Annotated in this window: 28 protein-coding genes and 1 pseudogene; 28 read left to right on the plus strand and 1 reads right to left on the minus strand. The window is 43.2% G+C overall.

Annotated features, from left to right (window positions below):
* Window positions 1–151 precede the first annotated feature (151 nt).
* The 24 genes and pseudogenes from B5G33_RS16710 (at window position 152) to B5G33_RS16825 (ending at window position 24,584) form a co-directional block, all read left to right on the plus strand.
* Entirely contained in the window at window positions 152–1,021 is an 870-nt protein-coding gene (locus B5G33_RS16710; protein WP_143276549.1) for an ATP-binding protein, read from the plus strand.
* Complete coding sequence (locus tag B5G33_RS16715; protein ID WP_004605493.1) at window positions 1,022–1,216, plus strand: DUF6462 family protein; 195 nt, start codon at window positions 1,022–1,024, stop codon at window positions 1,214–1,216.
* 176 nt (window positions 1,217–1,392) lie between these two features.
* Window positions 1,393–2,604: a site-specific integrase gene (locus tag B5G33_RS16720; protein ID WP_087418439.1), complete on the plus strand. Its 1,212-nt coding sequence runs from the start codon at window positions 1,393–1,395 to the stop codon at window positions 2,602–2,604.
* A 603-nt stretch (window positions 2,605–3,207) separates the two neighbouring features.
* On the plus strand, window positions 3,208–6,252 hold the full coding sequence (locus B5G33_RS16725) for an SrtB-anchored collagen-binding adhesin (protein ID WP_087418440.1): 3,045 nt from the start codon (window positions 3,208–3,210) through the stop codon (window positions 6,250–6,252).
* A 188-nt stretch (window positions 6,253–6,440) separates the two neighbouring features.
* Window positions 6,441–6,767 (plus strand): YdcP family protein, encoded by a 327-nt coding sequence (locus B5G33_RS16730; RefSeq protein ID WP_087418441.1) that lies wholly within the window; start codon window positions 6,441–6,443, stop codon window positions 6,765–6,767.
* Between the two features lie 15 nt (window positions 6,768–6,782).
* Window positions 6,783–7,168, plus strand: a pseudogene (locus tag B5G33_RS16735) (YdcP family protein).
* Between the two features lie 88 nt (window positions 7,169–7,256).
* The gene (locus B5G33_RS16740) at window positions 7,257–7,874 is read left to right on the plus strand and encodes a hypothetical protein (protein WP_087418442.1); all 618 of its coding nucleotides are present in this window, start codon (window positions 7,257–7,259) and stop codon (window positions 7,872–7,874) included.
* Between the two features lie 63 nt (window positions 7,875–7,937).
* Window positions 7,938–9,320, plus strand: coding sequence for an FtsK/SpoIIIE domain-containing protein (locus B5G33_RS16745; protein WP_087418443.1), 1,383 nt, complete (start codon window positions 7,938–7,940; stop codon window positions 9,318–9,320).
* Between the two features lie 2 nt (window positions 9,321–9,322).
* Complete coding sequence (locus B5G33_RS16750) at window positions 9,323–9,730, plus strand: hypothetical protein (protein ID WP_242974741.1); 408 nt, start codon at window positions 9,323–9,325, stop codon at window positions 9,728–9,730.
* A 241-nt stretch (window positions 9,731–9,971) separates the two neighbouring features.
* Window positions 9,972–11,162, plus strand: coding sequence for a MobT family relaxase (gene mobT, locus B5G33_RS16755; RefSeq protein ID WP_087418445.1), 1,191 nt, complete (start codon window positions 9,972–9,974; stop codon window positions 11,160–11,162).
* A 15-nt stretch (window positions 11,163–11,177) separates the two neighbouring features.
* On the plus strand, window positions 11,178–11,318 hold the full coding sequence (locus B5G33_RS16760; protein WP_021374764.1) for a DUF3789 domain-containing protein: 141 nt from the start codon (window positions 11,178–11,180) through the stop codon (window positions 11,316–11,318).
* Window positions 11,315–11,536, plus strand: coding sequence for a hypothetical protein (locus B5G33_RS16765; RefSeq protein ID WP_010817890.1), 222 nt, complete (start codon window positions 11,315–11,317; stop codon window positions 11,534–11,536). The genes B5G33_RS16760 and B5G33_RS16765 overlap by 4 nt, the downstream gene beginning before the upstream one ends.
* Window positions 11,537–11,730: 194 nt before the next feature.
* Window positions 11,731–13,965 carry a hypothetical protein gene (locus tag B5G33_RS16770; protein ID WP_087418446.1) on the plus strand — a complete coding sequence of 745 codons (2,235 nt, stop codon included), beginning with the start codon at window positions 11,731–11,733 and terminating at the stop codon, window positions 13,963–13,965.
* A gap of 199 nt (window positions 13,966–14,164) precedes the next feature.
* Window positions 14,165–14,311: a hypothetical protein gene (locus tag B5G33_RS21765; protein WP_242974742.1), complete on the plus strand. Its 147-nt coding sequence runs from the start codon at window positions 14,165–14,167 to the stop codon at window positions 14,309–14,311.
* Window positions 14,286–14,783: an antirestriction protein ArdA gene (locus B5G33_RS16780; RefSeq protein ID WP_087418447.1), complete on the plus strand. Its 498-nt coding sequence runs from the start codon at window positions 14,286–14,288 to the stop codon at window positions 14,781–14,783. Before B5G33_RS21765 ends, B5G33_RS16780 begins: the two co-directional genes overlap by 26 nt.
* A gap of 17 nt (window positions 14,784–14,800) precedes the next feature.
* Window positions 14,801–15,304 (plus strand): antirestriction protein ArdA, encoded by a 504-nt coding sequence (locus B5G33_RS16785; RefSeq protein WP_087418448.1) that lies wholly within the window; start codon window positions 14,801–14,803, stop codon window positions 15,302–15,304.
* A 108-nt stretch (window positions 15,305–15,412) separates the two neighbouring features.
* A complete protein-coding gene (locus tag B5G33_RS16790; protein ID WP_087418449.1) occupies window positions 15,413–15,802 on the plus strand; it encodes a conjugal transfer protein in 390 nt (129 codons plus the stop codon).
* Window positions 15,789–18,236, plus strand: coding sequence for an ATP-binding protein (locus B5G33_RS16795; RefSeq protein ID WP_087418450.1), 2,448 nt, complete (start codon window positions 15,789–15,791; stop codon window positions 18,234–18,236). Before B5G33_RS16790 ends, B5G33_RS16795 begins: the two co-directional genes overlap by 14 nt.
* Window positions 18,236–20,359, plus strand: a complete 2,124-nt coding sequence (locus B5G33_RS16800) for a CD3337/EF1877 family mobilome membrane protein (protein WP_087418451.1) — start codon at window positions 18,236–18,238, stop codon at window positions 20,357–20,359. Before B5G33_RS16795 ends, B5G33_RS16800 begins: the two co-directional genes overlap by 1 nt.
* Complete coding sequence (locus tag B5G33_RS16805; protein ID WP_087418452.1) at window positions 20,356–21,363, plus strand: bifunctional lytic transglycosylase/C40 family peptidase; 1,008 nt, start codon at window positions 20,356–20,358, stop codon at window positions 21,361–21,363. The genes B5G33_RS16800 and B5G33_RS16805 overlap by 4 nt, the downstream gene beginning before the upstream one ends.
* Before the next feature lie 21 nt (window positions 21,364–21,384).
* On the plus strand, window positions 21,385–22,278 hold the full coding sequence (locus B5G33_RS16810) for a conjugal transfer protein (RefSeq protein WP_087418453.1): 894 nt from the start codon (window positions 21,385–21,387) through the stop codon (window positions 22,276–22,278).
* A 298-nt stretch (window positions 22,279–22,576) separates the two neighbouring features.
* Window positions 22,577–23,485 carry a helix-turn-helix transcriptional regulator gene (locus B5G33_RS16815; RefSeq protein WP_087157906.1) on the plus strand — a complete coding sequence of 303 codons (909 nt, stop codon included), beginning with the start codon at window positions 22,577–22,579 and terminating at the stop codon, window positions 23,483–23,485.
* A gap of 61 nt (window positions 23,486–23,546) precedes the next feature.
* A complete protein-coding gene (locus tag B5G33_RS16820) occupies window positions 23,547–24,113 on the plus strand; it encodes a GNAT family N-acetyltransferase (protein ID WP_087157907.1) in 567 nt (188 codons plus the stop codon).
* 111 nt (window positions 24,114–24,224) lie between these two features.
* Window positions 24,225–24,584 (plus strand): winged helix-turn-helix domain-containing protein, encoded by a 360-nt coding sequence (locus B5G33_RS16825; RefSeq protein WP_242955870.1) that lies wholly within the window; start codon window positions 24,225–24,227, stop codon window positions 24,582–24,584.
* Window positions 24,585–24,623: 39 nt separating this feature from the next.
* Here B5G33_RS16825 and B5G33_RS16830 read toward each other — a convergent pair whose 3' ends face one another.
* Window positions 24,624–24,986 (minus strand): helix-turn-helix domain-containing protein, encoded by a 363-nt coding sequence (locus B5G33_RS16830; RefSeq protein ID WP_087418454.1) that lies wholly within the window; start codon window positions 24,984–24,986, stop codon window positions 24,624–24,626.
* Window positions 24,987–25,138: 152 nt separating this feature from the next.
* On the opposite strand from B5G33_RS16830, the gene B5G33_RS16835 reads away from it, so the two are divergent.
* From B5G33_RS16835 to B5G33_RS16850, 4 genes are all read left to right on the plus strand, one after another.
* A complete protein-coding gene (locus tag B5G33_RS16835; RefSeq protein WP_087157910.1) occupies window positions 25,139–25,363 on the plus strand; it encodes a hypothetical protein in 225 nt (74 codons plus the stop codon).
* Window positions 25,364–25,382: 19 nt separating this feature from the next.
* Window positions 25,383–25,748 carry a hypothetical protein gene (locus tag B5G33_RS16840; protein ID WP_087157911.1) on the plus strand — a complete coding sequence of 122 codons (366 nt, stop codon included), beginning with the start codon at window positions 25,383–25,385 and terminating at the stop codon, window positions 25,746–25,748.
* 440 nt (window positions 25,749–26,188) lie between these two features.
* A complete protein-coding gene (locus B5G33_RS16845; RefSeq protein WP_087418455.1) occupies window positions 26,189–26,617 on the plus strand; it encodes an RNA polymerase sigma factor in 429 nt (142 codons plus the stop codon).
* Window positions 26,604–26,852 carry a helix-turn-helix domain-containing protein gene (locus B5G33_RS16850; RefSeq protein WP_087418456.1) on the plus strand — a complete coding sequence of 83 codons (249 nt, stop codon included), beginning with the start codon at window positions 26,604–26,606 and terminating at the stop codon, window positions 26,850–26,852. Before B5G33_RS16845 ends, B5G33_RS16850 begins: the two co-directional genes overlap by 14 nt.
* Window positions 26,853–26,971 lie beyond the last annotated feature (119 nt).

The raw sequence follows: 26,971 nt of genomic DNA on the forward strand, positions 1-26,971 counted from the left end.
AAACAGGAGATCCGGGAATTAGACAGGCTGATCGAGGAACTGTCCAGTTATATGCGTTCCAGTGGAAAGCAATATGCTGATCATGCTGTTACCTTGAGAAGATGGGCAGAACGGTCAGCTCCGGTAAAAAACATTCCGGATTATACCTGCAGTGAGGAGGAAAGTCTATGAACAAGGTGGTAGAAGAAACAGTAAAGAACATGATGCAGCCGGGAGAAAAACCAGGGAGGATTACATCGGAGAAGACGGGCTCCTGTATTGTGGACAATGCCATGAACCGAAGGAGGCTTATTTCGATCAGGAGAAAATCGGAGTTTTGGGAATAAAAAAACATCCGCGTGAATGTGAGTGCCGGAGGCAAAAGAGAAAAGAGGAGGAACAGTACCGGGAACAGCAGCGCCATGAAGCTGTAGTCAGAGAATTGAAGGAACATTGTTTCTCGGATAGATCCATGAAGGAATGGACATTTAAGAATGATAAGGGACTTTCCGGAAATACAGTGCTTGCAAAGCTGTATGTGAAAGACTGGGAAACAATGAAGGCGGAAAATACAGGCTACCTCTTCTGGGGAGCAGTGGGAACCGGGAAAAGTTTTCTGGCGGGCTGTATTGCCAATGCACTGTTGGAACAGGAGATAGAAGTACGTATGAACAATTTCGCGGAAGTGCTGAATGATCTTTCTGCTAATTTTTCAGAGAAGAATACATATATAAAAAATTTGTGCAGAGTTCCGCTGCTGATTCTGGATGATTTTGGAATGGAGAGGGGGACAGAGTATGGACTGGAACAGATCTATGCGGTGATCGATGGCAGATATCGGAGCGAGAAACCCCTGATCGCGACGACCAATCTGACACTGCAGGAGTTAAAGAATCCGCAGGATACAGCGCATGCCAGGATTTATGACCGGTTGCTGGAGATGTGCGTGCCGGTTCAGTTTAAAGGGGAGAGTTTCCGAAAACGTACGGCTCAGGAAAAGCTGGGGCGGATGCAGAAAAGAGTAAAGGAGGAGATGAGGTAAATGAGACAGACAAAAGAAAGAGAGAGCAACTGCCGTCTGGCAGTGGATATTGAAGGGCTGGCCGCTATGCTTTCCTGCGGACAGATGACTGCAAGGAAGATTGCGGAAGATGCGGGAGCCCGGATCACCATCGGCCGCCGGGTATTGTACTCCGTACAGAAAGTGGAGAAATACCTGGAAGCAATAGCAGAATAGAGGAACACGGATGTGCGTGGGGTTGGTTTTGTGCTATACTTTTCATAGACAGGACAAGACCATTCCCCACAACAGGGAGGTGTGAAGATTACAGAAGCAACAGTTCAGCACGCGCCATTCGCAAAACCGCGCTACGTACGAATGATGGCTGAACTGTTCCAGAAAGGAATGGTTTTGTGGCAAGAAAAGACAATAGAGGAAGAAATCTGAGGACCGGGGAATCCCAGCGCAAGGATGGACTCTATATGTACCGGTATAAAGATGAACGGACTGGCAGACGCCTGGCCGTTTATTCTCCGGATCTGGCTGAACTCAGGAAAAAAGAAAAAGAGATTGAGAAAGACCAGAGCGAAGGAATTATGACCGATACCCAATGCAAGAACATGACTCTCAATGACCTGTTTGAGATCCACATGGATACCAGAAAGCTGGCAGAGAGTACACAGGCCAATTACAGAAGGATGTGGAACAGTCTTGTGAGGAACGAACTCGGACAGATGAAAGTGGTACAGGTTAGACCATCTCATGTACGCCTGTTTTATTCCCGGCTGAGCAAACAGAAATATTCCCACAGTACCATCAAGTTTCTCCATAATATGATCTTACCGAGCTTTGAGGTGGCTGTAGATGATGATATCATCCGAAAGAATCCGGCCAAGAGAACGCTGGGAGACTATGGGGAACCGGAAAAGAAACGCATCGCCCTGTCCTTTGATCAGCAGAAAAATCTGTTGAACTATGTTAAGAACAGCGAGGTATTCCATATCTATCTGCCGCTTTTGCAGGTGATGATCGGAACCGGGCTCCGCTGTGGCGAACTGATCGGGCTCACCTGGAAGGACGTAGATCTGAAGACCCGGACCGTATATGTGAATCATCAGCTGATCTATAAGAACTATGGAGACGGGTGTGATTTTCATGTGACCATGCCCAAGACAGAAGCCGGGATCCGGGAGATTCCAATGAGCAAGATGGTGGCAAAAGCCTTTGAGACTCAGAGACGGCTGAATTTTCAGATGGGAATTCCCAGGGATGTGAAGATCGAAGGGCTTTCGAATTTCGTATTCATGAGCAGGAGCGGACGCCCTATGATGCCGACTACTGTGAACTTTATTCTCCGGGATATTGTGAAGGCGTATAACGAGGAAGAAAATGAGCGGGCAAAGCGGGAGAGGAGAAAGCCGGAAGAGCTGCCTCATATTTCCGCCCATATTCTCAGACATACGGCCTGTACCCGGATGGCAGAGACAGATCTGGATATGAAGGTCGTTCAGTACGTGATGGGACATGCCAACATCAGTGTCACGATGGAAGTTTATAACCATATCACAGACCGGTCCAGGATCGAAAGAGAAATCGCAAAGATGGATTTGGTGCAGATTATGTGATGGAAATTTCTGTCCCGGCATTGGAGTTTTTAGGGGCATGATGGTGAAAAACATGAAAAAAAATCGGATTTTTCTGCTTTTGATGGTGTAGTAAATTAACTCAGATTTCCTTGAATTTACAGGGGATTTTGGAGATCCCCGATTCTGAAATTGGTGTAGAAATGGTGTAAAAATGGTGTAGTAAGCCATTTTTTGAAAAAATCATAAAATTGGAAAGCCCGAAAAAGCCCGTAAAATCAAGCTTTTTTGAGGTTTTCCAAAAAAAATATTTAAAAAATTAGCACTCACCTCTTGTTATCGCAGTGTGGCTTTTGTCTAACTTCATAGAGTGCCGTAAGTGCCTATTTATGGGCATTTCTCGGATTTTATGATTTTGTCTTAACTCGTCAGAAATCGTCATTTTATAAAAATTTGGTGTCAAAATTGGTGTCAATCAGCGGAGAGATACCTTTTCTTGCCACAGTATATCAGTATCACAAATTGAAAAATTGAATATCGCAAGTAGATTATGGAACGCCGATATTGACGTTCCTTTTCTATTTCCAGCCGTTCAGAAATGGACGGCTTTTTCTATATCCAAACGAAAGGAGAATTTTAAAAGCTATGAAAAAGATATTGAAGCGATTAGCCACAGGCTTCCTTGCCTTTGCGACTATCGTTACCGCTTTGCCGACAACGGCAGTCCACGCTTCCGAGAAGCAATACTGGACAGAAAGTGCCGAGCGTGTCGGTATCGTTGAAAAAGTAATGAATGACGGTTCTATCGGTTCGACATTCAACGAGGGACACATGACCGTTGAGGGCGAGGACGCTTTCTGCGTGGATATTAACACCAACTTCCGCAACGGCTACAAGACCAGAGCCGACGCAAGCACACGCATGAGCTACGACCAGATTTCAGATGTTGCACTCTCAATCGAGTATGTTAATCAGTATGTGCAGAGCCACAGCGGATTGAGCAGTCAGCATATCTATCTTTTGAAACAGTGCGTCGTATGGCAGAGATTGAGCGTTCATCTTGGCTGGCAATGCGATAACGTCAGAGCTTCCTATGATGAAATCCCTAAAGCTATACAGGACGAGGTTTACGCTGGGGCGAAAGCCTTTGCCAGCGAGAACAAGGGACGCTATGAATGTGGCGGTTACATCTATTCTGGCGAGGGACAGGACATTGGACAGTTCTGGGCGAAACTTGCCGTAGGAAATGCCACCCTTAAAAAGACTTCCAGTAATGCCAGCATTACTGACGGGAACGGGCTTTACTCTATCGCTGGTGCGACATATGGTGTCTATTCTGATAAGGACTGTACGAAACAGCTTGCCACCCTTACGACTGATAACAGCGGAAACACGGATACCGTGGAAGTAAAGGCTGGCACAGTCTACATCAAAGAGCTTTCTGCTCCTGTTGGCTATAAGGTAGACAGCACTGTCTATTCTTTAAATGTGGAAGCTGGCAAGACAGTGACACTCAATGTATCAGATACGCCAAAGGTCACAGACACCTTGATTGAGCTTTTCAAGATTGACATGGAAACACAGAAAGACGCTCCACAGGGCGACGCTTCCCTAGAGGGTGCGGAGTTCACATGGAAATTTTATGCGGGACACTATACCGCTGACAATCTCCCTAGCGAGCCTACAAAGACATGGGTGACAAAGACAATCGCTGAAAAGGACAGCGACGGCACTATCCATTATGTTTCCCGCCTTTCTGATGAATACAAGGTATCTGGGGACAGCTTCTATACACAGGACGGAAAGAACGTACTTCCTTTAGGAACGCTGACTGTTGAGGAAACGAAAGCTCCTGACGGCTATCTTCTTGACGGTGCATATATGCAGGCTGACGGAAGCGAGGAACAGATTAAGGGAATGTACCTTACACAGATTACCGAGGACGGCGACATTGCCGTATTGTCTGGAAGCAATCAGTACCATGTATCAGACAAGGTTATCCGTGGCGGTGTGAAAATCCAGAAAAGAGATTTGGAAACCAGCGATACCAAAGGTCAAGGAAGTGCGACTTTGAAAGACGCTGAATTTGAAATCATCTCTCTAAATGACAACGCCGTACTTGTTGAGGGCAAGCTCTACAATAAGAATGAAGTGGTAAAGACAATCCTTACCGACATTGAGGGCGTGGCTTCTACTTCTGCCGACCTGTTACCTTACGGAAAATACCGTATCGAAGAAAGCAAAGCTCCAGAGGGCTATCTGACGGACGGTGCGAAACCGATTGAATTTGAAATCACAGAGGACGGAAAAATCGTTGACCTTACAGGTGCGGACACTTCCATTTACAATCAAGTGAAGCGTGGCGACCTAGAGGGTGTCAAGATTGGTGCTGGCACACACCAGCATCTTGCGGGAGTTCCGTTTAGGATCACAAGCAAGACCACAGGTGAGAGCCATATTATCGTAACTGATGATAACGGGCAGTTCTCCACTTCTTCTGACTGGGCTTCCCATAAGAACAACACTAACGCAGGAAAGACCAGCGAGGACGGTATCTGGTTTGGAACAAGCGAGCCGGACGACAGCAAGGGTGCTTTGATTTACGATACCTATATCATTGAGGAATTACGCTGTGAGGGCAACAAAGGCTTTGAGCTTATCCCACCGTTTGAAATCGTGGTGTCCAGAAACAATGTGACCGTTGACTTAGGGACACTTACTGATGAATACGAGAAAGAAATCTCTATCCATACCACAGCCACAGGCAAGGACGGAGAAAAGTCTATCGTGGCTGGCAAAGAGGTAACAATCGTTGACACGGTTACGCTTGACGGGCTGGAAAAAGGCACAAAGTATCAGTTGAAAGGCTGGCAGATATTGAAAGAAGAAAATGCCGAGCTTCTTATCGACGGACAGCGCGTAGAGAACAGCTATACCTTTACTGCTGATGATGAAGAAATGAAAGTGGAAATTTCCTATACATTCAATGCGTCTGATTTAGGTGGTAAGAACCTTGTTACCTTTGAGGAACTTTACGACCTTTCCAACAAGGACGAGCCTGTAAAGGTGGCTGAACACAAGGACATTGACGACGAGGGACAGACGGTGCTTATCACAGAGCGTATCATCTCTATCCATACCACAGCGACTAGCGAGGACGGAAAGAAAGAGATTGAAGCTGGAAAAGACGTGACAATCATTGATACCGTTACCCTTGACGGATTGGAAATTGGCACAAAGTATCAGCTTGTAGGTTGGCAGATGATTAAGGACGAAAACGCAGAACTTATCATCAATGGTGAACGTGTCGAGAATGACTATACCTTTACTGCCGACAGTGAAAGCATGGAAGTCCAGATTTCCTTTACATTCGACGCTTCCGAGCTGGGCGGGAAAGAGCTTGTGACCTTTGAGGAATTATACGATTTGAGCAATCCAGACGAACCGACAAAGGTTACAGAGCATAAGGACATTGAGGACGACGGGCAGACGGTGACAATCACAGAAGTACCAGAAACGCCAGAAGAACCAACAGAGCCAGAACAGCCGACCACACCAGATACACCGAGCAAGACAACGGACGCTCCAAAGACAGGCGACAACACAAACATTGCCTTATTCTTAGGGCTTCTTGTTCTCTCTGGTGCAGGCGTGGCAGGAACATACTTCATCAAGCGTAGACGTTCATAATCGGACGGTCTGCTTATGATGAAGAAATCACGTTCCCCGCCGTATGTACTTATAACAGGGAATGAAAATTTAAACTGTTCCTTTTCTGTTAATCTGCTTGCGGATTGACGGAAAAGAACAGTCCACTAGGGGCGTGGGGAGTGTAGCTCCCCACATATCAACAACAGAAAGAAATGAGGTATGAACACATGAAATTGAAATATATCGTGCCTGACATGGCACAGACTTTTGGGAACTTGGAGTTTGCAGGAGAAAATGACGTGGAACAACAGCGTGTGAATGGTCGCTTTGTTCCCGTGACGAGAAGCTACAACCTGTATTCCGACATTCAGAGAGCCGACGACATTATCGTGGTGCTTCCCACAAAGGCTGGGGAGAAGCGTTTCAAGTATGAGCAGAAAGTCAAGCTCGTCAATCCTAAGATTACCGCCGAGGGAAAGAACGTGCGAGGTCGTGGCTACACCAACTATATCTTAACGGCTGATGATATGCTCCCAGCCGAGGAAAGCAAGTAAAGGGGGTATCAGATTATGAGATTAGCGAATGGAATTGTGTTAGATAAGGAAAAGACGTTTGGAGTGCTGAAATTCTCCGCATTAAGACATGAGGTGCGTGTAGAAAATGAGGACGGGACGACCAGCGAGGAAATCAAGCGTAGAACCTATGACTTGAAGTGCAGTCAGCAGGAACGCACGATACAGGTATCTATCCCAGCGGAAATCCCTGTCAAGGACTACCCGTATAATGCCGAGGTGGAGCTTATCAATCCTGTTGCCGATACAGTGGCAAACGCCACTACCGAGGTGCAGACGTGGAATGGTACATCAAGGCAGACGATATTGTGCTGAAAAATAAAGGCAGTCAGCCCACAGGAAATCCACAGAACCACGCTCCGCAGGGACAGCAGAAAAAATAATTATCATATAAAATAAATTTTGATTGTCTCTAATATTAAGAAATCGTATAATGTTCATGTATGATTTTTAATTAAGGGATGTGAATACATGAGCGAGAAATTATTAGACTTATTAAGAATATTTCTTGAGAAATATTTAGTGCCAACGGTTATTGCAATAGTGCTTTCTTTTATCACTTATTACTTTACACCCACGGATAATAGGTTATTATTAAAGTTTACCATTTGGGGTTATAGCGTTTTTTTATTCTGCGTATGGTTTCTTTGCATAAAATTTGTAATATGGTTAATAGAGAAAATACAGTATCACAATTACTCGAAAGGCATTGAAGAACGCAGTAAACAACGGAAAGCTAGTGAATTACAAGAAGATTTAGAGTGGATTTGGACAGAAATAGACAGTTTATCTTCAAATGATTATAAAATATTACTTCAATTCATAAAAAATGGGAATAAACCGTACTACAGTTCTAGTATTTATTGTGGAGATTGCTTATTAAATTCTGAATGGGTTCATAAAACAGTATCAAAGCCTGCTAAGCAAGAATTGATACAGTCAAAAAGGGATTCTTCATCAAGAGCAAGTTCACTTCCAGCGTATGAAACGATCTCAGGAACATATCAATATATTCTTAGAAATGATATTTATCAATTACTTAAATATTCATACGCAACATATGGCAGGATTTCTCATTTTGAAAGATAAAGTTATACAAAGCGGTTAGTCTATACGATTGACCGCTTTTTCCATATCCAGAAAGGGGTGTTTATGAGCCTATACAAATACAAGGGAAAGCGTATCAGAGCCAGCGACAAGAACCTTGTGTACCGCTTCTGTGTGGGTACGCTCCTGCTCCTATTCGTGGCGGTTCTCCTGCTACTGAACATGGGACAGCTCATGCGTACTGATTGGGAGCATTTCAGCCTGCTTGATAATGACGTGACACTTTCTACATACAACTTCATAACCATAGGGATAGCGACTGGTGTTTGTGCATTGGTCGCTTTTCTTTATTACCGCTTCTTCCATGACAGCTTCAAGAAGCTATTGCACCGTCAAAAGCTCTCCCGCATGATACTGGACAATAAGTGGTATGAAGCACAGACCGTACAGGACAGCGGTTTTTTCACTGACCTGCAGAGCAGATCAAGGGAAAAAATCATCTGGTTTCCTAAAATCTATTATCAAATGGACACGGGACTGCTCCATATCCGCTGTGAAATCTCTTTAGGAAAGTATCAAGACCAGCTTTTGCGACTGGAAGATAAGCTGGAAAGCGGACTTTACTGTGAGCTGACCGACAAGACGCTCCATGACGGCTATATCGAGTACACCCTGCTCTATGACATGATAGCGAACCGTATCACGATTGACGAGGTAAAGGCTGAAAACGGGGGCTTGCGTCTGATGAAGAACCTCATATGGGAATACGACGCACTCCCTCATGCCCTTATCTGTGGCGGGACTGGCGGTGGAAAGACCTATTTCCTGCTGACAATCATTGAAGCCCTCTTGCAGACCAACGCCCAGCTTTACATCTTAGACCCTAAGAACGCTGACCTTGCGGACTTGGGTACGGTCATGGATAACGTGTATCACACCAAAGAAGATATGATTGAATGTGTCAATGCGTTCTATGAGGGCATGGTGGCAAGGAGCGAAGAAATGAAGCAACACCCTGATTACAAGACGGGCGAGAACTATGCCTATCTGGGCTTACCGCCCTACTTCCTTATCTTTGACGAGTATGTGGCGTTCTTGGAAATGCTGGGGACAAAGGAAAGCATAAGCCTTTTAAGCCAGCTAAAGAAAATCGTCATGCTTGGCAGACAGGCAGGCTATTTCCTTATCGTTGCGTGCCAGCGTCCCGACGCAAAGTATTTTTCAGACGGTATCAGAGATAATTTCAACTTCCGTGTGGGCTTGGGACGTATCAGCGAGCTTGGCTACGGTATGCTCTTTGGAAGCGACGTAAAGAAACAGTTCTTCCAGAAGCGTATCAAAGGACGTGGCTATTGTGACGTGGGTACGAGCGTCATATCGGAGTTTTACACTCCCCTTGTTCCAAAGGGGCATGATTTTTTGCAGACTATCGGCTCACTTGCACTGGCAAGGCAAGCCGTACCAGAGAAACAAAAGGAGATTGAATGACTATGGGATATTTGAAAATCCATTATGAACCAGAATGTACCGACAGTGTACTTACCTGTATCGGATTGGGGTATGGAAAATTCCTGTCCGATTTGGCTTTTACGGCAGACAGTGAATATAAACAGGACGACGACTATCCAGAAACACTTTTCCATGAGAGAATGTCGGAACTGCTGGAAGATTTGGCAGAGGATTATCTGGAAATGCCGTTGCTGTTTTCCGTGGAGCTTCCCGCACACATGGCAAACCTGCTGGGCTGTCTTTTCCGCTACACGTTTCTTGTCATGGACAGGGAGCATTTCAGACAGGTATGCCGTGAATACGAGATTGACAAGGATATCGCCAGAAAATGCCTTTCAAGAGATACCGACTGTATCGTAGTTTATACGGGCATGACAAGGATAGGCTGAACCACTTGACGGCTGGAACGGTCAGCGGAGCGACCCAGACCGTGTAAGCCGTCCTGTGGAGCAGGGCTTGCCCTGCTCCACGAAAGAAGCCCCTCGGTATCTAACAGAGGGGCACAATTCCGCTGGAAACTACGGTCAAAAAGTCTGGAAATCCCGCTTGGTATAAGGGTTTTCTCTCACTCATAGCTGACTGTGACAATCGGCGGAAAATATCACAGATTTCTAAAAGGGGGTATGCAGGCTGAATGAAAGCACCTTTATTAACGCCTTGAAAGAGAAACGTCAATCTTACGGCGTGTCCCAGACAAGGCTTGCAATCATGGCTGGTATCAGCCGTGAACACCTGAACCGTATCGAAGCGGGAAAGGTCAAGCTCACGGACGATATGCAGGACAAGCTCATGGAAGCGGTCGAGAAATTCAATCCCGACGCTCCCATGTTCCTGCTGTTCGACTATGTGCGTATCCGTTTCCCCACGCTGAATATACAGCACGTTATCAAAGATATATTGAAGCTCAACATGGACTATATGCTCCATGAGGACTACGGACACTATAAATACACCGAGCATTACTATCTGGGTGATGTGTTCGTCTACACCTCACAGGACGAGGAAAAAGGCACGCTTCTGGAGCTGAAAGGAAAAGGCTGTCGCCAGTTTGAAAGCTATCTGCTGGCACAGGAGCGAAGCTGGTATGACTTCCTCATGGACGCTCTGGTTGAGGGCGGTGTGATGAAACGCCTTGACCTTGCGATTAACGACAGAGCGGGCATACTGGATATTCCAGATCTGACCTCCAAATGCAACCGTGAGGAATGTGTTTCCCTGTTCCGTTCTTTCAAGTCCTATGCTTCCGGCGAGCTGGTGAAACACAACGAGCAGGACAAGGCGGGAATGGGACACACGCTGTATATCGGCTCTCTGAAATCAGAAGTCTACTTCTGCTGTTACGAGAAGAACTACGAACAGTACGCAAAGCTGGGAATACCGCTTGAAGAAGCACTCATAAAGAACCGCTTCGAGATACGATTGAAAGATGAAAGAGCTTATTATGCCGTCCGTGAACTGCTGACCCATTATGACGCAGAACAGACGGCATTTTCTATCATCAATCACTATATCCGCTTCGTGGACAGAGAGCCGGAGAAGCGAAAGACAGACTGGAAGCTCAATGACCGCTGGGCGTGGTTTATCGGGAAAGACCGCCCGCCTATCAAGCTGACAACAGACCCAGAGCCTTACACGCTGGAAAGGACGCTGGGCTGGATAAGCCGACAGGTCGCCCCTACGCTGAAAATGCTGAAAAAGATAGACGCTGGCAACAGCACAAGCTATCTGAAAGAGATTGAGGACAACGCAAAGCTGACGGAAAAGCACTTGCAGATAATCAAACAGCAGACAGCGGACACAGAGGAGCTTATCACAGAGTAAAGGAGAATTTTGACTATGGCAGAACTTGTCAAGGACTTGGTGCTGGTATCGCTGGGAATGGGTATCGGCGTCGTCCTTATGTGTATCGCACAGGTCAGCAAAATGGCTGACGAACAAATGGAAGAAATCAAAAAAGAAAGGATTGATAAAGAATGAATTTCGGACAGAACTTATACAACTGGTTTTTAAGCAACGCCCAGAGCTTGGTGCTTATGGCTATCGTGGTAATCGGTATCTACTTAGGATTTAAGAGAGAGTTTTCAAAACTTATCGGCTTCCTTGTGATTGCCTTAATCGCTGTCGGGCTGGTATTCAATGCCGGCGGTGTCAAGGACGTGCTGTTAGAGCTGTTCAACCGTATCATTGGTGCGTAACAATCAATAGTTTGCGATCACGCAAACTTACCTGTCCCCCTATGGGAGTTCGGGCATAGGGGGAATGAAAGGGGGGTGACGGAATGGTACACAGATAAAAGATAGTCACGCTATGAATTTCGTTGAATGACTAAGATATAGCTGTTATAATTATATCAGATTAGATAAAAGCATTTGATGAGGAGATATTCATAATGAAAGAATTAAAATTAGAGTTAAGTAATTGCTATGGAATTCAGGAAATGAATATTTCTATAGATTACTCAAAAAATAATGTATCGATAATTTATGCACCGAATGGAACAATGAAATCATCATTGGCAAAAACATTTGAAGCAATACGAGATAACAAACCTGTAGAAGAAAGAGTGTTTGGATTTAGAAGTACATACAGCATAGTTGATGAAAATAACACCAGTATTTTACCTGGAGATATTATAGTTATTAATCCTTTTGATGAAAATGCATATGAAAATCAAGGGATGTTAATGGCAAACGATGAATTAAGAAAAGAATACATGACAATTCATAAAACTATAGAAGAAAGGAAACAAAATTTATATACTCAAATTAAACAAAAACTCAAATACTCTTCACGCAGTAGCTTCGAGGTTAAAAGTGTAATGCTGAAAGATTGGAACAAATCGGCAAAAGAAGAATATCAGTGTTTAGAAGAAATACTTGGGCTACTACATAACTCAGAGTGGGCGTGTTCTTTAGATGAGGATGAGTTAGATTATAATGCTTTGTTTAATGATAAAGTATATTCGATGATTACAAATGGAAAAACATCAGAATTAATTGAAGAATATGAAAAAAAGTATAATGAATTGATAGATAAGTCTCTATATATGCAGAGGGGAGTTATAGATCACAATAACTATGGAAATATTAGTAATTCATTAAGTAACAATGGATTCTTCGTAGCAAATAATGAAATAACATTAAATGCCAAAGATGGAAGTAATGCTGTAGTATTGAAGAGTCAAAAGGAATTAGATGATTTAATTAAGGCAGAAAAGGAGCAGGTATTAAATACTAAGGAGATTAAAGATTTATTTGAAAAGATAAATAAAGCAATTACTAAGAATAAAGATACGCTAGCGTTTAATGCTTTTCTACAGAAACATCAAGATATTATCGTAGAATATAAAGATATTGATAAATTCAAAAAGAAAGTTTGGATTAAAGTATTTGCTTGTTATGAGTCAATGCTTCATGAACTATTGACAGAGTATAAAAAGGCACAAGAAGATTTGAAGAATTTAAGGGATAAGGCCAAAAATGAAATAACCGATTGGAAACTTGCTTTGGATTTATTTAAAGAAAGATTTTATGTTCCATTTGTTATTGAACCGGCAAATCAAGACGACGTAATTTTAAATCAAGATTTGCCAAGTTTTAAATACATTTTCTCTGATAATCGTGGAGAAAAAGAAGTAACAAAGGATAATTTGCTAGAGGTGCTTAGTACAGGAGAAAAAAGAGCGTATTATATTCTTAATATGATTTTTCAAATTTTAGTTGCTCAAAAAGAACACAGAGAAAAATTAATTGTATTAGATGATATATCAGAATCATTTGACTACAAAAACAAATATGCAATTATTGAATATATTAGTGATATAGCTGAATATACAAATCCTAATGGAGAAAAGAGCTTTAAAATTTTACTTCTAACGCACAATTTTGACTTTTATAGAACAGTGGCATCACGAATAACCAAAAGAGGTAATTCATATATAGCTTTCTCTGACAATGGTAAAATTCATTTTGAAAAAGGACAGTATACTAAAAATATATTTACAAATTATAAAGAACGTTTAGGTAGGGCTAATTGTAATAATATTGTAGTGGCATCTATTCCATTTGTACGCAATTTAATTGAATATACAGATGGCGATACCAATCCGGATTATTTAACTCTTACGAGTGTTTTGCATTACAAGGATGATACTCAAACAATATCGCTCAAAGATATACAGGATATCTTTAATTCATATTGGTGTAAAAATAATAATGTAGGTTTTGCTAATGGTCATGAGACAGAATTGATTTATGATATAATTATGGAAGAAGCTAATAAAATCGTGGATGTTGAAAAACTAGAAATTGAAAATAAATTAATTTTATCAATGGCAATTCGATTAAGAGCCGAAAAGTATATGAAAGAAAAAATTCTCTCAGACGTACCTAATGGAACCAGCATTATTAATGATATCTATTCAAAGAAAAATCAAAGTGCTTGGATGATTAAAGCATATCGAAAACATATTAATGATGGGGTAATGAATACATTAGAATTAGTTGCAATGATTACACCAGAAAATATACATTTGAATTCATTTATGTTTGAACCGATATTAGATATGTCATTGAAACACTTGTATGACTTATATCAAATGGTTAAAGGTTTTTCTGCGGAATGAATGCCAATAGTAAGTATTGTGAAAATGCAGTAAACTCTATTTAAAATTTCATATTCCACAAACAAAGCGGTTACTCCATTGGAGATCAACCGCTTTTTCTATACTCAAATTTCAGATTGGAGTGATTGATTGAAAGACATTTTTACGGATATGCAGGCTCTCCGACCTGCCCTATTACAAGCGTGCGGTCTGGTTTGAAATGAAACGCCTTTGCCTGTCTGACTATCCTAAGAAACAGTTAGAAGATTTTGCACGCTATGTATTCGGTGTACCCTACGCCGTCATACAGGAAGCGTTGACAAGAGAGGACGTGATGAAACATGGAAGAAATGCGTGTGCAGATTGAAGCCAGAGAGCCGACAGACGGCGAGATACGAGCCTTTTGGTTCACCCTGCCTATCGACACGGAACAGGTGGAAGAACTGCTGGGGATTGATGTAGATACAGACTATTACTATATCACGGGCAAGGAGCTTCCCTTTGCTGATGAAGTGCAGGAAGATACCACTGTCGAAAAGCTCAATGACCTGTACCATACCTATGAAAACTTACCGTCTTACTTGAAAGAGGACTATACGGAGCTGATGTGCTACTTCTCTGATCTTGATGAACTGCACAGATACAGAAACGACATCATTCATTATTCGTGGTGCAAGAACATGACGGACGTTGCCCGACACGTTCTGAACAATGACCCAGTTTTCACTTCCCTTAGTGAGAGTGTTATCTGCTATTTCGATTTTGAAGCCTACGGACAGTACCTTGACGGCAACGGACGATTTGTGGAAACCGATCATGGTATCTATGAACTTCCATAGAAAAGAGGTGTGTGCCTGTGGTTGATGACATGAGAGTGTATATCGCTAATCTTGGCAAATACAATGAGGGCTACCTTGTGGGGGACTGGTTCTCTTTCCCTATCGACGAGGAAGATGTTGCGGAGCGTATCGGGCTGAACAGCTATTATGAGGAATACGCTGTCCATGATACGGATAACTTCCCTATTGAAATCGGGGAGTATATCTCTATTCAAGAACTCAATGAGATGTACGAGATGATCTGTGAGCTTCCCGATTATATCACCGACGCTCTGGACGAGTTTGTTTCCCACTATGGAAGTCTGGAAGAAGTCTACGAACATAAGGACGAGATATATTTCTATCCAGACTGTGAGGATATGACCGACCTTGCCTATTACTTCATTGATGAATTGCAGATGTTGGGCGAGATACCGCTACCGTTGCAGAATTATATCGACTATGAAGCATACGGCAGGGATTTATCCTTTGAGGGAACATTTATTGAAACAAGCCGAGGTATGTGCGAGATACCATATTAGTGCTGGCAGATCAGCGACAGGAAAGATCGCTACTGTCAGCTTTTTCTATCAAGGACAGTCTGAAAAATGGCTGTCCTTTTCCATTACAACGAAAGGAGCTGAAACGAATTGAAGAAGATTAAGAGCTACACGGGTATCTGGAACGTGGAGAAAGTCTTATACGCAATCAATGACTTTACTCTCCCGTTTCCCGTTACCTTTACCCAGATAACGTGGTTTGTCATTACGGAGTTTGCCGTCATTCTCTTAGGGGACTTACCGCCGTTATCACTGATCGAGGGGGCATTTCTGAAATACTTCGGTATTCCCGTTGCCCTCACATGGTTTATGAGTCAAAAAACCTTTGACGGCAAGAAGCCTTACAGCTTTTTAAAGTCCATGCTGACCTATGCCGTCCGACCAAAAGTAACTTATGCAGGAAAAGCCGTGAAGCTGGAAAAGGAAGTGTTCAGCAAACCCGTCACGGCGGTTAGGAGTGTGATGTATGTTCCCGATTAAATATATCGACAACAACCTTGTCTGGAACAAGGACAATGAGGTATTCGCCTACTATGAACTGATACCGTATAACTATTCTTTTCTGTCAGCGGAGCAGAAATTTATCGTCCATGACAGCTTCCGTCAGCTTATCGCACAGTCCCGTGAGGGAAAGATACACGCCTTGCAGATAGCGACGGAAAGCTCCATAAGAAGCATACAGGAGCAGTCAAAAAAGCTGGTGACAGGGCGACTTCGTGATGTGGCGATACAGAAGATAGACGAACAGACGGAAGCCCTTGTTTCCATGATTGGGGACAATCAAGTGGACTACCGCTTTTTTATCGGCTTCAAGCTCATTGTGACAGAGGAAAAAGTGAGCCTTGACAGCATGAAAAAATCGGCGTTTATGACGTTCAAAGAGTTCTTGAATGAGGTCAACCATACGCTGATGAACGACTTTATCTCCATGCCAGATGATGAAATCAACCGCTACATGAAAATGGAAAAACTGCTGGAAAATAAAATCTCCCGCCGTTTCAAGTTCCGACGCTTGGATAAGAACGACTTCGGGTATCTTATCGAGCATATCTACGGCAGGGACGGTGTGGCGTATGAGTACTACGAGTATTCGCTTCCAAAGAAGAAGCTGAAAAAGGCAACGCTCATCAAGCAGTACGACCTTATCCGTCCGACCCGCTGTCTGATAGAGGAAAGCCAGCGATACATAAGGCTGGAACATGAGGACAGCGAGAGCTTCGTGTCCTACTTTACCGTCAATGCGATTGTGGGCGAGCTGGATTTTCCGTCGTCGGAAATCTTCTATTTCCAGCAACAGCAGTTCACCTTTCCTGTTGACACTTCTATGAACGTGGAAATCGTCGGCAACCGCAAGGCACTTTCCACGGTAAGAAACAAAAAGAAAGAGCTGAAAGATTTGGACAACCACGCCTATCAGTCTGGAAGCGAAACCAGCTCAAACGTGGTGGACGCATTAGACAGCGTGGACGAGCTGGAAACCGATTTAGACCAGAGCAAGGAAAGTATGTATAAACTTTCCTATGTGATAAGGGTATCAGCTCCCGACCTTGACGAGCTGAAACGACGCTGTGATGAGGTCAAGGATTTTTACGACGACCTCAATGTAAAATTAGTCCGTCCCGCTGGGGATATGCTGGGGCTTCACTCTGAATTTCTCCCCGCCAGCAAGCGTTACATCAATGACTATGTGCAGTATGTGAAATCCGACTTCTTGGCTGGTCTTGGCTTCGGGGCGACCCAGCAGTTAGGAGAAAACACAGGTATCTATATCGGATATTCCGTGGACACAGGAAGAAATGTTTATTTACAGCCGTCCCTTGCCAGTCAAGGCGTGAAAGGGACAGTTACCAACGCTTTGGCGTCTGCCTTTGTGGGAAGCCTTGGCGGTGGAAAATCATTCTGCAATAACCTTATCGTTTATTATTCCGTTCTCTTTGGGGGACAGGCAGTTATCCTTGACCCTAAATCAGAGCGTGGCAACTGGAAAGAAACGCTCCCAGAGATAGCCCATGAAATCAATATCGTCAACCTTACCAGCGATAAGGAGAACGCTGGGCTTCTTGACCCGTTCGTGATTATGAAGAATGTAAAGGACGCTGAAAGTCTGGCGATAGACATTCTCACATTCCTTACGGGGATTTCCTCTAGGGACGGTGAGAAATTCCCTGTCCTTAGAAAAGCGGTGCGAGCCGTGACCCAGAGCGATCAGCGAGGGCTTCTCCATGTGATAGACGAGCTACGCAGAGAGGACACGGCGATAGCCCGCAACATTGCCGACCATATCGACAGCTTTACGGACTATGACTTTGCACATCTGCTGTTCTCCGACGGAACGGTTAAGAACGCTATCAGCTTGGACAACCAGCTCAATATCATACAGGTGGCAGATTTGGTACTGCCCGACAAGGACACCACCTTTGAGGGATACACGACCATTGAACTGCTGTCTGTGGCTATGCTGATTGTCATTAGTACCTTTGCCCTTGACTTTATCCACAGTGACAGAAGCATTTTTAAAATCGTGGATTTAGATGAAGCGTGGGCTTTCCTCAACGTGGCACAGGGAGAAACGCTCTCAAATAAGCTGGTGCGTGCGGGACGTGCTATGCAGGCGGGCGTGTACTTCGTCACACAATCCTCTGGCGACGTGTCAAAGGAGAGCTTGAAAAACAATATCGGTTTGAAGTTTGCCTTTAGAAGTACCGACATCAATGAGATAAAGCAGACCCTTGAATTTTTCGGTATCGACAAGGACGATGAGAACAACCAGAAACGACTTCGTGACTTGGAGAACGGACAATGCCTGCTTCAAGATTTGTACGGGCGTGTGGGCGTGGTGCAGATACACCCTGTCTTTGAAGAATTACTGCACGCCTTTGATACCAGACCGCCCGTGAAAAGCGAGGTGGAGTGATGAAAGATAGGATAAAGGGGCTTCTGACAAAAAAGAAGCTCTTTCGTTTTTTCAAGATTGCTCTGATAGTCATTTTTACCTCTATTGTGTTCCTCTCCCTGTTCGGTACGGTAGCTCATGCCACGGGGCTGGTTGATGATACGGTCAATGCGGATAACCTGTATTCACAGTACCCTTTGGAAAACTACCAGCTTGACTTCTATGTGGACAATAGCTGGGGCTGGCTTCCGTGGAACTGGCTGGACGGTATCGGGAAGTCCGTACAATATGGGCTTTACTGTATCACCAACTTTATCTGGACGATAAGCCTGTATCTAAGCAACGCCACGGGGTACGTCGTCCAGCAGGCGTATAAGCTGGACTTCATTAACGACATGGCAGACAGTATCGGGAAAAGCATACAGACCTTGGCGGGCGTGACGGAAAACGGCTTCGGAAGTACGGGCTTCTATGTAGGCTTCCTGCTTCTCATTATCCTTATCGTGGGTATCTATGTTGCCTACACAGGGCTTATCAAGCGAGAAACTAGCAAGGCACTACACGCCGTTATCAATTTCATTGTAGTGTTCGTGCTGTCCGCTTCCTTTATCGCCTACGCTCCCGACTATATCAAGAAAATCAATGACTTTTCTTCGGACATTTCCACGGCTTCGCTGGATTTGGGAACAAAAATCATGCTTCCCGACAGCGACAGTAAGGGAAAAGACAGCGTGGACTTGATAAGGGACAGCCTGTTTTCCATACAGGTACAACAGCCGTGGCTACTCCTGCAATTCGGCAACAGTGATATAGAGGAAATCGGGGCTGACCGTGTGGAAGCTCTGGTATCGGCTAGTCCCTCTGCCGACGACGGGGCGACCCGTGAGGACGTGGTGAAAACGGAAATCGAGGATAACGACAACGACAATCTGACGATACCGCAGGTCATCAACCGTCTGGGAATGGTATTCTTCCTGCTCATCTTCAATCTGGGGATAACGATATTTGTTTTCCTGCTCACAGGCATGATGATATTCTCCCAGATACTTTTTATCATCTTCGCTATGTTCCTGCCTATCAGCTTTCTTTTAAGTATGATACCCAGCTATGAGAACATGGCGAAACAGGCAATCGTGCGAGTGTTCAATACGATTATGACAAGGGCGGGCATTACCCTTATTGTTACGGTGGCTTTTAGTATTTCCAGTATGTTCTACAATATCTCCACCGATTACCCGTTCTTTATGATTGCGTTCTTACAGATAGTGTGCTTTGTGGGTATCTACATGAAGCTGGGCGACCTTATGAGTATGTTTAGCTTAAATGCTGGGGACAGCCAGAGCATGGGACGCAGGATATTCCGTCGTCCTTATCTGTTCATGCGACACAGGGCTAGGCGTATGGAACGACGTATCGCTGGTGCGGTCACGGCTGGAAGCATGGCGGGAGCTGTGGCGGGAAGTGCCGTTACGGGTGCAGGAAACAAAAACCGTACTTCCGCTTCAAGAGGGAACAGGAGCAATCAGTCCATAAGTAGCCGAGCGGGTTCAGCCGTAGGTGCGGTGCTTGATACGAAAAACAAGGTCAAGGACAAGGCAACGGCTGTCAAGGAGAATATCAAGGATATGCCGACCCAGACCGCCTATGCCGTACACTCCGCAAAGGAAAAGGCAAAAGCAAATGTGTCCGACTTCAAACGTGGCATTGTGCAGGGACAGGAAACCAGACAGAGCGAGCGTGCTGAAAAGCTCCAACAGCACAGACAGAATATTGCTGATAAGCGTATGGAGCTTCAAAAGGCACAGGAAGCAAAACAGGTTGGCAGAACGACGGGCGGATCAGCGACAACAGGAGCTACCCGTCCCCATGACAGATCTGTGACCGCTTCTCCTGCTTCTAAGACCGATACAGGAAAAACGCAGGAAGTCAAGCGTCCTGTCACCACGGATAAGGTACATACCGAGCCAACGAAAGCACAACCTGTCAAGGAGCGTCCGCTTGCTTCAAAATCTTCTGAACCTGTATTGCAGAAACATGGAACAAGGCTCAATGGTGTGGAGCTGAACCAGCAGACCACCAGAAAAGAGCGAAACATCAAGAAAGCGACCTTAAACATGACAGGAAAGAAAGGACGTAAGAAATGAAGCTAAAACATCTCGCCCTTATCGGCAGTCTGTTTTCCTTTCTTCTTGCGATAGTGCTTTTCTTTGGTGTGATTATCAGTGCCGAGGACGACGACGGGAGCAGTGGTTCTTCCTCATGGGTAACGGGCATGAACCTGTCCGCAGAGGTCTTGAAACATCAGCCTATGGTGGAGAAATACGCTAAAGAGTACGGCATTTCTGAGTACGTCCCCTATCTGCTCGCAATCATACAGGTGGAAAGTGGCGGGACAGCCGAGGACGTTATGCAGAGTTCCGAGAGCATGGGCTTACCGCCTAACTCCCTTGATACGGAAAGCTCAATCAAGCAGGGGTGTAAGTATTTTGCGTCCCTGCTTTCTTCAGCAGAAAATCAAGGCATAGAGGATATAAACGTGGTGGTACAGTCCTATAACTATGGCGGTGGCTATATCGGCTATGTGGCTTCCAATGGAAAAAAGCACAGTTTCACGCTGGCAGAGAATTTCGCTCGTGACAAGTCTGGCGGGAAGAAAGTCACCTACACGAACCCTATCGCTGTTGCCCGCAATGGTGGCTGGCGATATGCCTACGGGAATATGTTCTATGTGGAGCTTGTCAGCCAGTATCTAACGATTACAAAATTTGATAATGCGACCGTTCAAAAAATCATGGACGAAGCCCTAAAATATAAGAATTGGGATTATGTCTATGGCGGGAACAACCCTAACACTTCTTTTGACTGTTCGGGGCTGGTTCAATGGTGTTACGGCAAGGCGGGCATTTCCTTACCGAGAACGGCACAGGAACAGTATGACGTTACCCAGCATATCCCGCTTTCACAGGCACAGGCTGGGGATTTGGTGTTCTTCCACAGCACCTATGACGCAGGAAGCTATGTAACCCACGTCGGTATCTATGTGGGAAACAATCAGATGTATCACGCTGGCGACCCGATAGGCTACGCTGATTTGAACAATAGCTACTGGCAACAGCACCTTATCGGGGCTGGCAGAATTAAGCAATAGAAAGAAAGGAATGGAAATATCATGTTCAAGAAGAAAGAAAAACCGATAAAGGAAAAGAAAATCCGCACTATGAAAGTGGGGACGCATAAGAAGTCCGTCATTGCCCTCTGGGTGGTGCTTATCGCAAGCGTGAGCTTTGGGGTGTATAAGAATTTTACGGCTATCGACCAGCACACCACGCATGAGATAGAAACCATACAGCTCCGTTTGAATGACACCAACGGCATAGAAAATTTTATCAAGAACTTTGCGAAGTCCTATTACACATGGAGCAACAGCAAGGAAGCTATCGAAGCAAGGACACAGTCTATCAGTGCTTATCTGACACAGGAATTGCAGGATTTGAATGTTGATACGGTGAGAACGGATATACCGACCAGCTCCACGGTCACGGACGTATTTATCTGGGACGTGGAACAGTCTGGGGAGGACGCTTTTACTGTTACCTACGAAGTAGATCAGCAGATAAAAGAGGGCGACCAGACAAGGAATGTATCAGAAACCTATACCGTGATTGTTCATGTGGACGCTGACGGGGATATGGTGATTATCCAGAACCCGACCCTTGCCTCAACTATGGAAAAATCCGATTATGAACCAAAAGCACAGGAAGCAGACAACAGCGTGGACGCTGACACCGTCAATGACGCTACGGCATTTTTGGAAACGTTCTTCAAGCTGTACCCTACCGCAACGGACAAGGAGCTTGCCTACTATGTAGAGGGAAATGCTCTTGAACCGATAAACGGTGACTACCTCTATTCCGAGCTTGTCAATCCTGTATTTACGGCTGACGGCGATAATGTGAAAGTCAAAGTAGCTGTAAAATTCATTGATAATCAGACAAAGGCGACACAGGTATCACAATATGAGCTGACGCTTCATAAGGATAGTAACTGGAAAATTCAAGGATAAGTAAAACAGGCTTGCTTCGTGGAATACATTGATAAGCAAGCCTGTTTTTTTAAAGTATATCTTTTTGTAAAATTATTGTCTATTAACAGTGGTTACAGTATTTTAATTAAATCCTTTGAATGTGTTCACCTTATCCGTTTATAAAGTTTGCACAAGTATATTTTACTAACTGCTTATAAGAACAAAGATAGGAATAAGAAATCTCATAACAAGATATAACAGATTATATTGGCTGTTTATTGAACTACAAAGGCTCATTAAGATATAATACATTTTAGAAATTAGGAGGAATGAGTAAATGAAAATAGAACGTCTTTATGCGATAACCGTCTATCTTCTCAATCATGGAAGAACATCTGCGAATGAATTAGCTAAATATTTTGAAGTTTCCGTGCGAACTATCCAGAGAGATATTGACTCATTATGTCTTGCCGGAATTCCGATTATTTCAGTAACTGGGGCAACAGGTGGTTATGAAATATCCTCGCAGTTTAAACTTGATAAACATCTTGCCACTTCAAATGATTATTCTTATATTTTGACTGCGCTTAAAGGATTGGTTTCGGCTACAAATGATCAAAATGCAAAACATACATTAGAAAAAATATCTCACATATTTAATCAAAACAATATGAATATTATATTAGATTTTTCTGTCTTACGAGAAGGTGAGCAAGCTACTCTGCAAACATTGCAAACTGCCATAGTTCAAAAACGTATGGTAGATTTTATATATACGAATAATAACAATGAAACTCGTGTACACAGTGTAGAGCCGATTGCAGTCTTATACAGGTGGTACGCTTGGTATCTTCTTGCTTACTCTAAAATAAAAAACGATTATCGTACCTATAAATTGGTAAGGATGAGGGATTTAAAAATTACGGATATCCCGTTTACAAAAGAACATGACGCTCCAGAAAGTATTTTGAAAAAGTCTGATAAAACAGATTGTCGTCAATATATAGATGTTGTTGTAAAATGTAAAGAAAAGGCACGGTCGCGGGTTCAAGAATATCTGAAAGGGAGCGTAATTGAGAACCTTCCGAATGGAAACACGTTCATGAAATTGACCGTGGTGGAAAATGAGCAGTTCTGGCTTGGTACGCTATTGTCATTAGGTGATGATGTTGAGGTAATTGCACCAAAAGAAATACGTAAACGCCTTTTTAAAGTAGCTTCAAAAATTGTTTCTTTATACAAATAACTATGACATACTGTTGTCATATATACCGTGATATAGTGTTAATAAAAACGGAGGTGCATTTATGTTGAACCCATATGAAAGATGTCCTAAATATGAGAATGAAAACTATATGTTAAGAATGGTAAGTAAAAAGGACAAGGAAGATTTATTAAAAGTATATTCTGATGAAAAAGCTGTACCATTTTTCAATAGTGATAATTGCGGGGGAGATGACTTTCATTATACTACTGAAACCAGAATGGAACAAGCAATTGAATATTGGCTGTGGGAGTATGGCAGACAAGGTTTTGTTCGCTGGACTATTGTATCAAAAACAGATAACAAAGCAATAGGAACGATTGAAGTATTTAATCGGAAAGCTGATGATTATTTTAATAACTGTGGGTTATTAAGACTTGATTTGAGAAGCGATTATGAACAGGAAGAAAGTATTTTTGAAATATTATCGCTTATCGTGCCCTCAGTGTTTGAATTATTTAATTGCCAGATAATTGCAACAAAAGTTCCTCATTTTGCTTCTGAAAGAAAATTGGCAATAGTCCGGTTAGGTTTCGTTGCTTCTGAAGAAAAATTGATAGGTGGACATGATAAAAAGACTTATACTGATTATTATGTCCTGCAAAAATAGAATTGGAGATTTAGAATAAAGGCAATTCTTAAAAAAATGTAGCGGAGTGATATACATGGGAAAATATTAGTTGCAGAATTTACAGAGAAAGAAGAAGCTGTTTTTAATCAGTTGGTAGAATGGCTGTCTAATACTTTGTGTACTGCACCTGTTTCTCTAAGCAAGAAATGTAAAGGTTTAGATTTAGATTGTTTTACTCGTACTGTTACTGACACCAACGGAAATAAAATACATTTGACCGCTAAAGAATTTGACTTATTATATTTCCTTTCCAGCCACAAAGGACAGGTATTCACAAAAGAACAGATTTACGAAAATGTGTGGGGCTATGACAATACACCAGACGCAAGCAACCTTTCCTCATTTATTAGAAAGCTAAGACTGAAAATAGAACCACACCCAGACAATCCACGATATATCATTACTGTCTGGGGTGTGGGATATAAATTCAGTGGAGAAGAAAAACCGTAGCTGTATTTCACAATTCATTGTGATCTGCACGCTACGGTTTTATCTATTGAACTGATTTCTTACTTCCTTATCCCTACGCATGGCGGATTTTGCACATTTCAGCAGGTCAACTAAAAATCGGGTTTCGTATTCGTCGCAATCCTCAAAAATCTCTTTTGATTCTCCCTTGAAAATATTTTGTGAAGCAAGTACATTATCACATAGGAGAACATCAACTGATACGGAAAGAGCATTGGCAATCTCAATCAATGTCGGCAGGCTGACTTTCGTTTTCCCTGTCTCCACGTTGCTCATGTGGGCTGGGGTAATATCTATAAGGTCTGCGACGGCTTCCTGTGTTATTCCTTTCTTAATTCGTGCTATCTTGATACGCTGTCCGATTGCTTTATAGTCTATTTCCACAGTTTCCCTCTCCTTTCTTGCTTTTCATTATTGTAACTATTCACAGAGTGTAATATAATAGTCTGTATAGATGAAACATTTGCGCACTATATTTTTTGATGGATTTTTTTGAAATATATCATCAATTTTGAGAAAAGAGGTGTTCTGAACGTATGATGAAATTCAGTAAAAGGGACAGCAGGAAAATGATAAAAGAAATGGCTCGCCTGCATGGGCTATCTGCTTCAGAAGTCCGTGAACAGATACAGGGGAAAATCATAGACGCAATGAACAGTGACGACCCAGAACAGCAGGCACAGTTTAAGCGTCTGTTTGGCAACAGTACACCTACACCAGAGGAATTTATCTGTGTTGCCAGCAGACAGCTAAAATTTTAATGATTTAGGAGTGGCTATTATGGGACAAGCGGAGAAGCAAAAGGAAGTGTTTCTGTCCGTATGCGGACAGCATGACTACAACTTACTGACGGGCAAGGAAGCCATGACACAGACAGATCTTGAACGTATCACCTATATTACTATGGCTCTGGGCTATACTTCCTATACACAGGAATTGATTGGTGAACATTTGGACTTGGCGTGCAATGAAGCGGAACGGGCTGACAGGGAATTTGACATTCTGCAAGACTATCCAGCCTATTATGATGATGAAAACGTCTATGAACAGAGAGATAAATGGCTGGCAGACTTCATCAGTCAAGTACCGCCAGCAAAGCAGGACGATATTCGTCAGCTCATTAAAGAAAATACAGAGATTATCTGATACACAGGGTTATCGCAATTACGGCATTTTTGCTGTGTGTGATAGCCTTTTTTAGTTCCTGCCAAAAAACAGGAACTTGGACGGAATTAGGACGGATTTATCTTTTATGCTTATTCTGTTGAAATTTGCCTTATTTTGGCAAGGCGGTTTCTTCAAGGGAGGATTACGAATGACAGGAGTGCATAAAAGAAAATCATCAAAAAAATTTTAATCCATGTTAAGGGAGTTTACAGCTATTTCCGTGTAGAATTTCCTCAATATTTGTCGATTATATTCGCTAAAGCTCAACGAGGTTATCAAAACTTCTTGGGCTTTTTTACTTTTTCTGGATTTCTTTTTCAAACTTTGCCAGTTCATATCCTCTCATTTGTATTAATGACGGAAAGGGGGAAGGAACGGTTACAATCACCGCCTTTTGACAAACGAAAGGAGGTGAAAATGTGAAAAGACCCACTTCTCCGGAAGATGTTCAGAAAGTCTTTGACTGTTACTGCAAGAAGATTTTGAAGAATGAAACAATCAATATTCAGAAGCACTACCAGCGTATGAACGATTTGCAGATTTCCTTTTCAGAACTCACGCCAGAACAGCTTGCGGAACTCTCGACTTATGATGATTATTCCACGGACTATGACCTTTACAAAGTCATGGGCTACGACGTGAAAATCAAGAATGAGCTGTTGAGTGAAGCGTTGCAGGAACTTTCTGAGGAAGAACGCTTTATTTTGTTGCTCTACGGTTTAGGCTTCAACGACGGCGAGATTGCCGACCTGCTGAAAATTGTACGCCGTACAGTGAACTATAAGCGTCAAAGAGGATTTGAAAAAGTCAGAAAAAGAATGGAGGAAAAACAGTATGAAGAAGAATAAAGCGGTACATAAAGGCAATGGCTTATTGCCTTACCCTGTTATCGTTACCGCTTCACAGGGCGATATTCTGGCTATGAATGTTGTGTTATGCCATTATGAGCCATACATTGCCCGCTTGTCCATGCGAACAAGCATTGACGAATACGGCAATCCTCACACCAGCGTTGACGAGGATATGCGTAGCCGTCTGGAAGCAAAACTGATTGAGCAGGTACTTAATTTCAAAGTAGCATAAACCAACGTCCTATTGCAGAGTGACGCATTATCCCCTTTCCTGCGTCCTCTCTGTGGTTTGTATATCTATCAAAACCCATATGACTTCATATAGGTTTTGACAGGCGTATAAGCCGTTGT

The organism is Blautia sp. An81 (genome assembly GCF_002161285.1).
GTDB lineage: Bacteria > Bacillota > Clostridia > Lachnospirales > Lachnospiraceae > Blautia > Blautia ornithocaccae.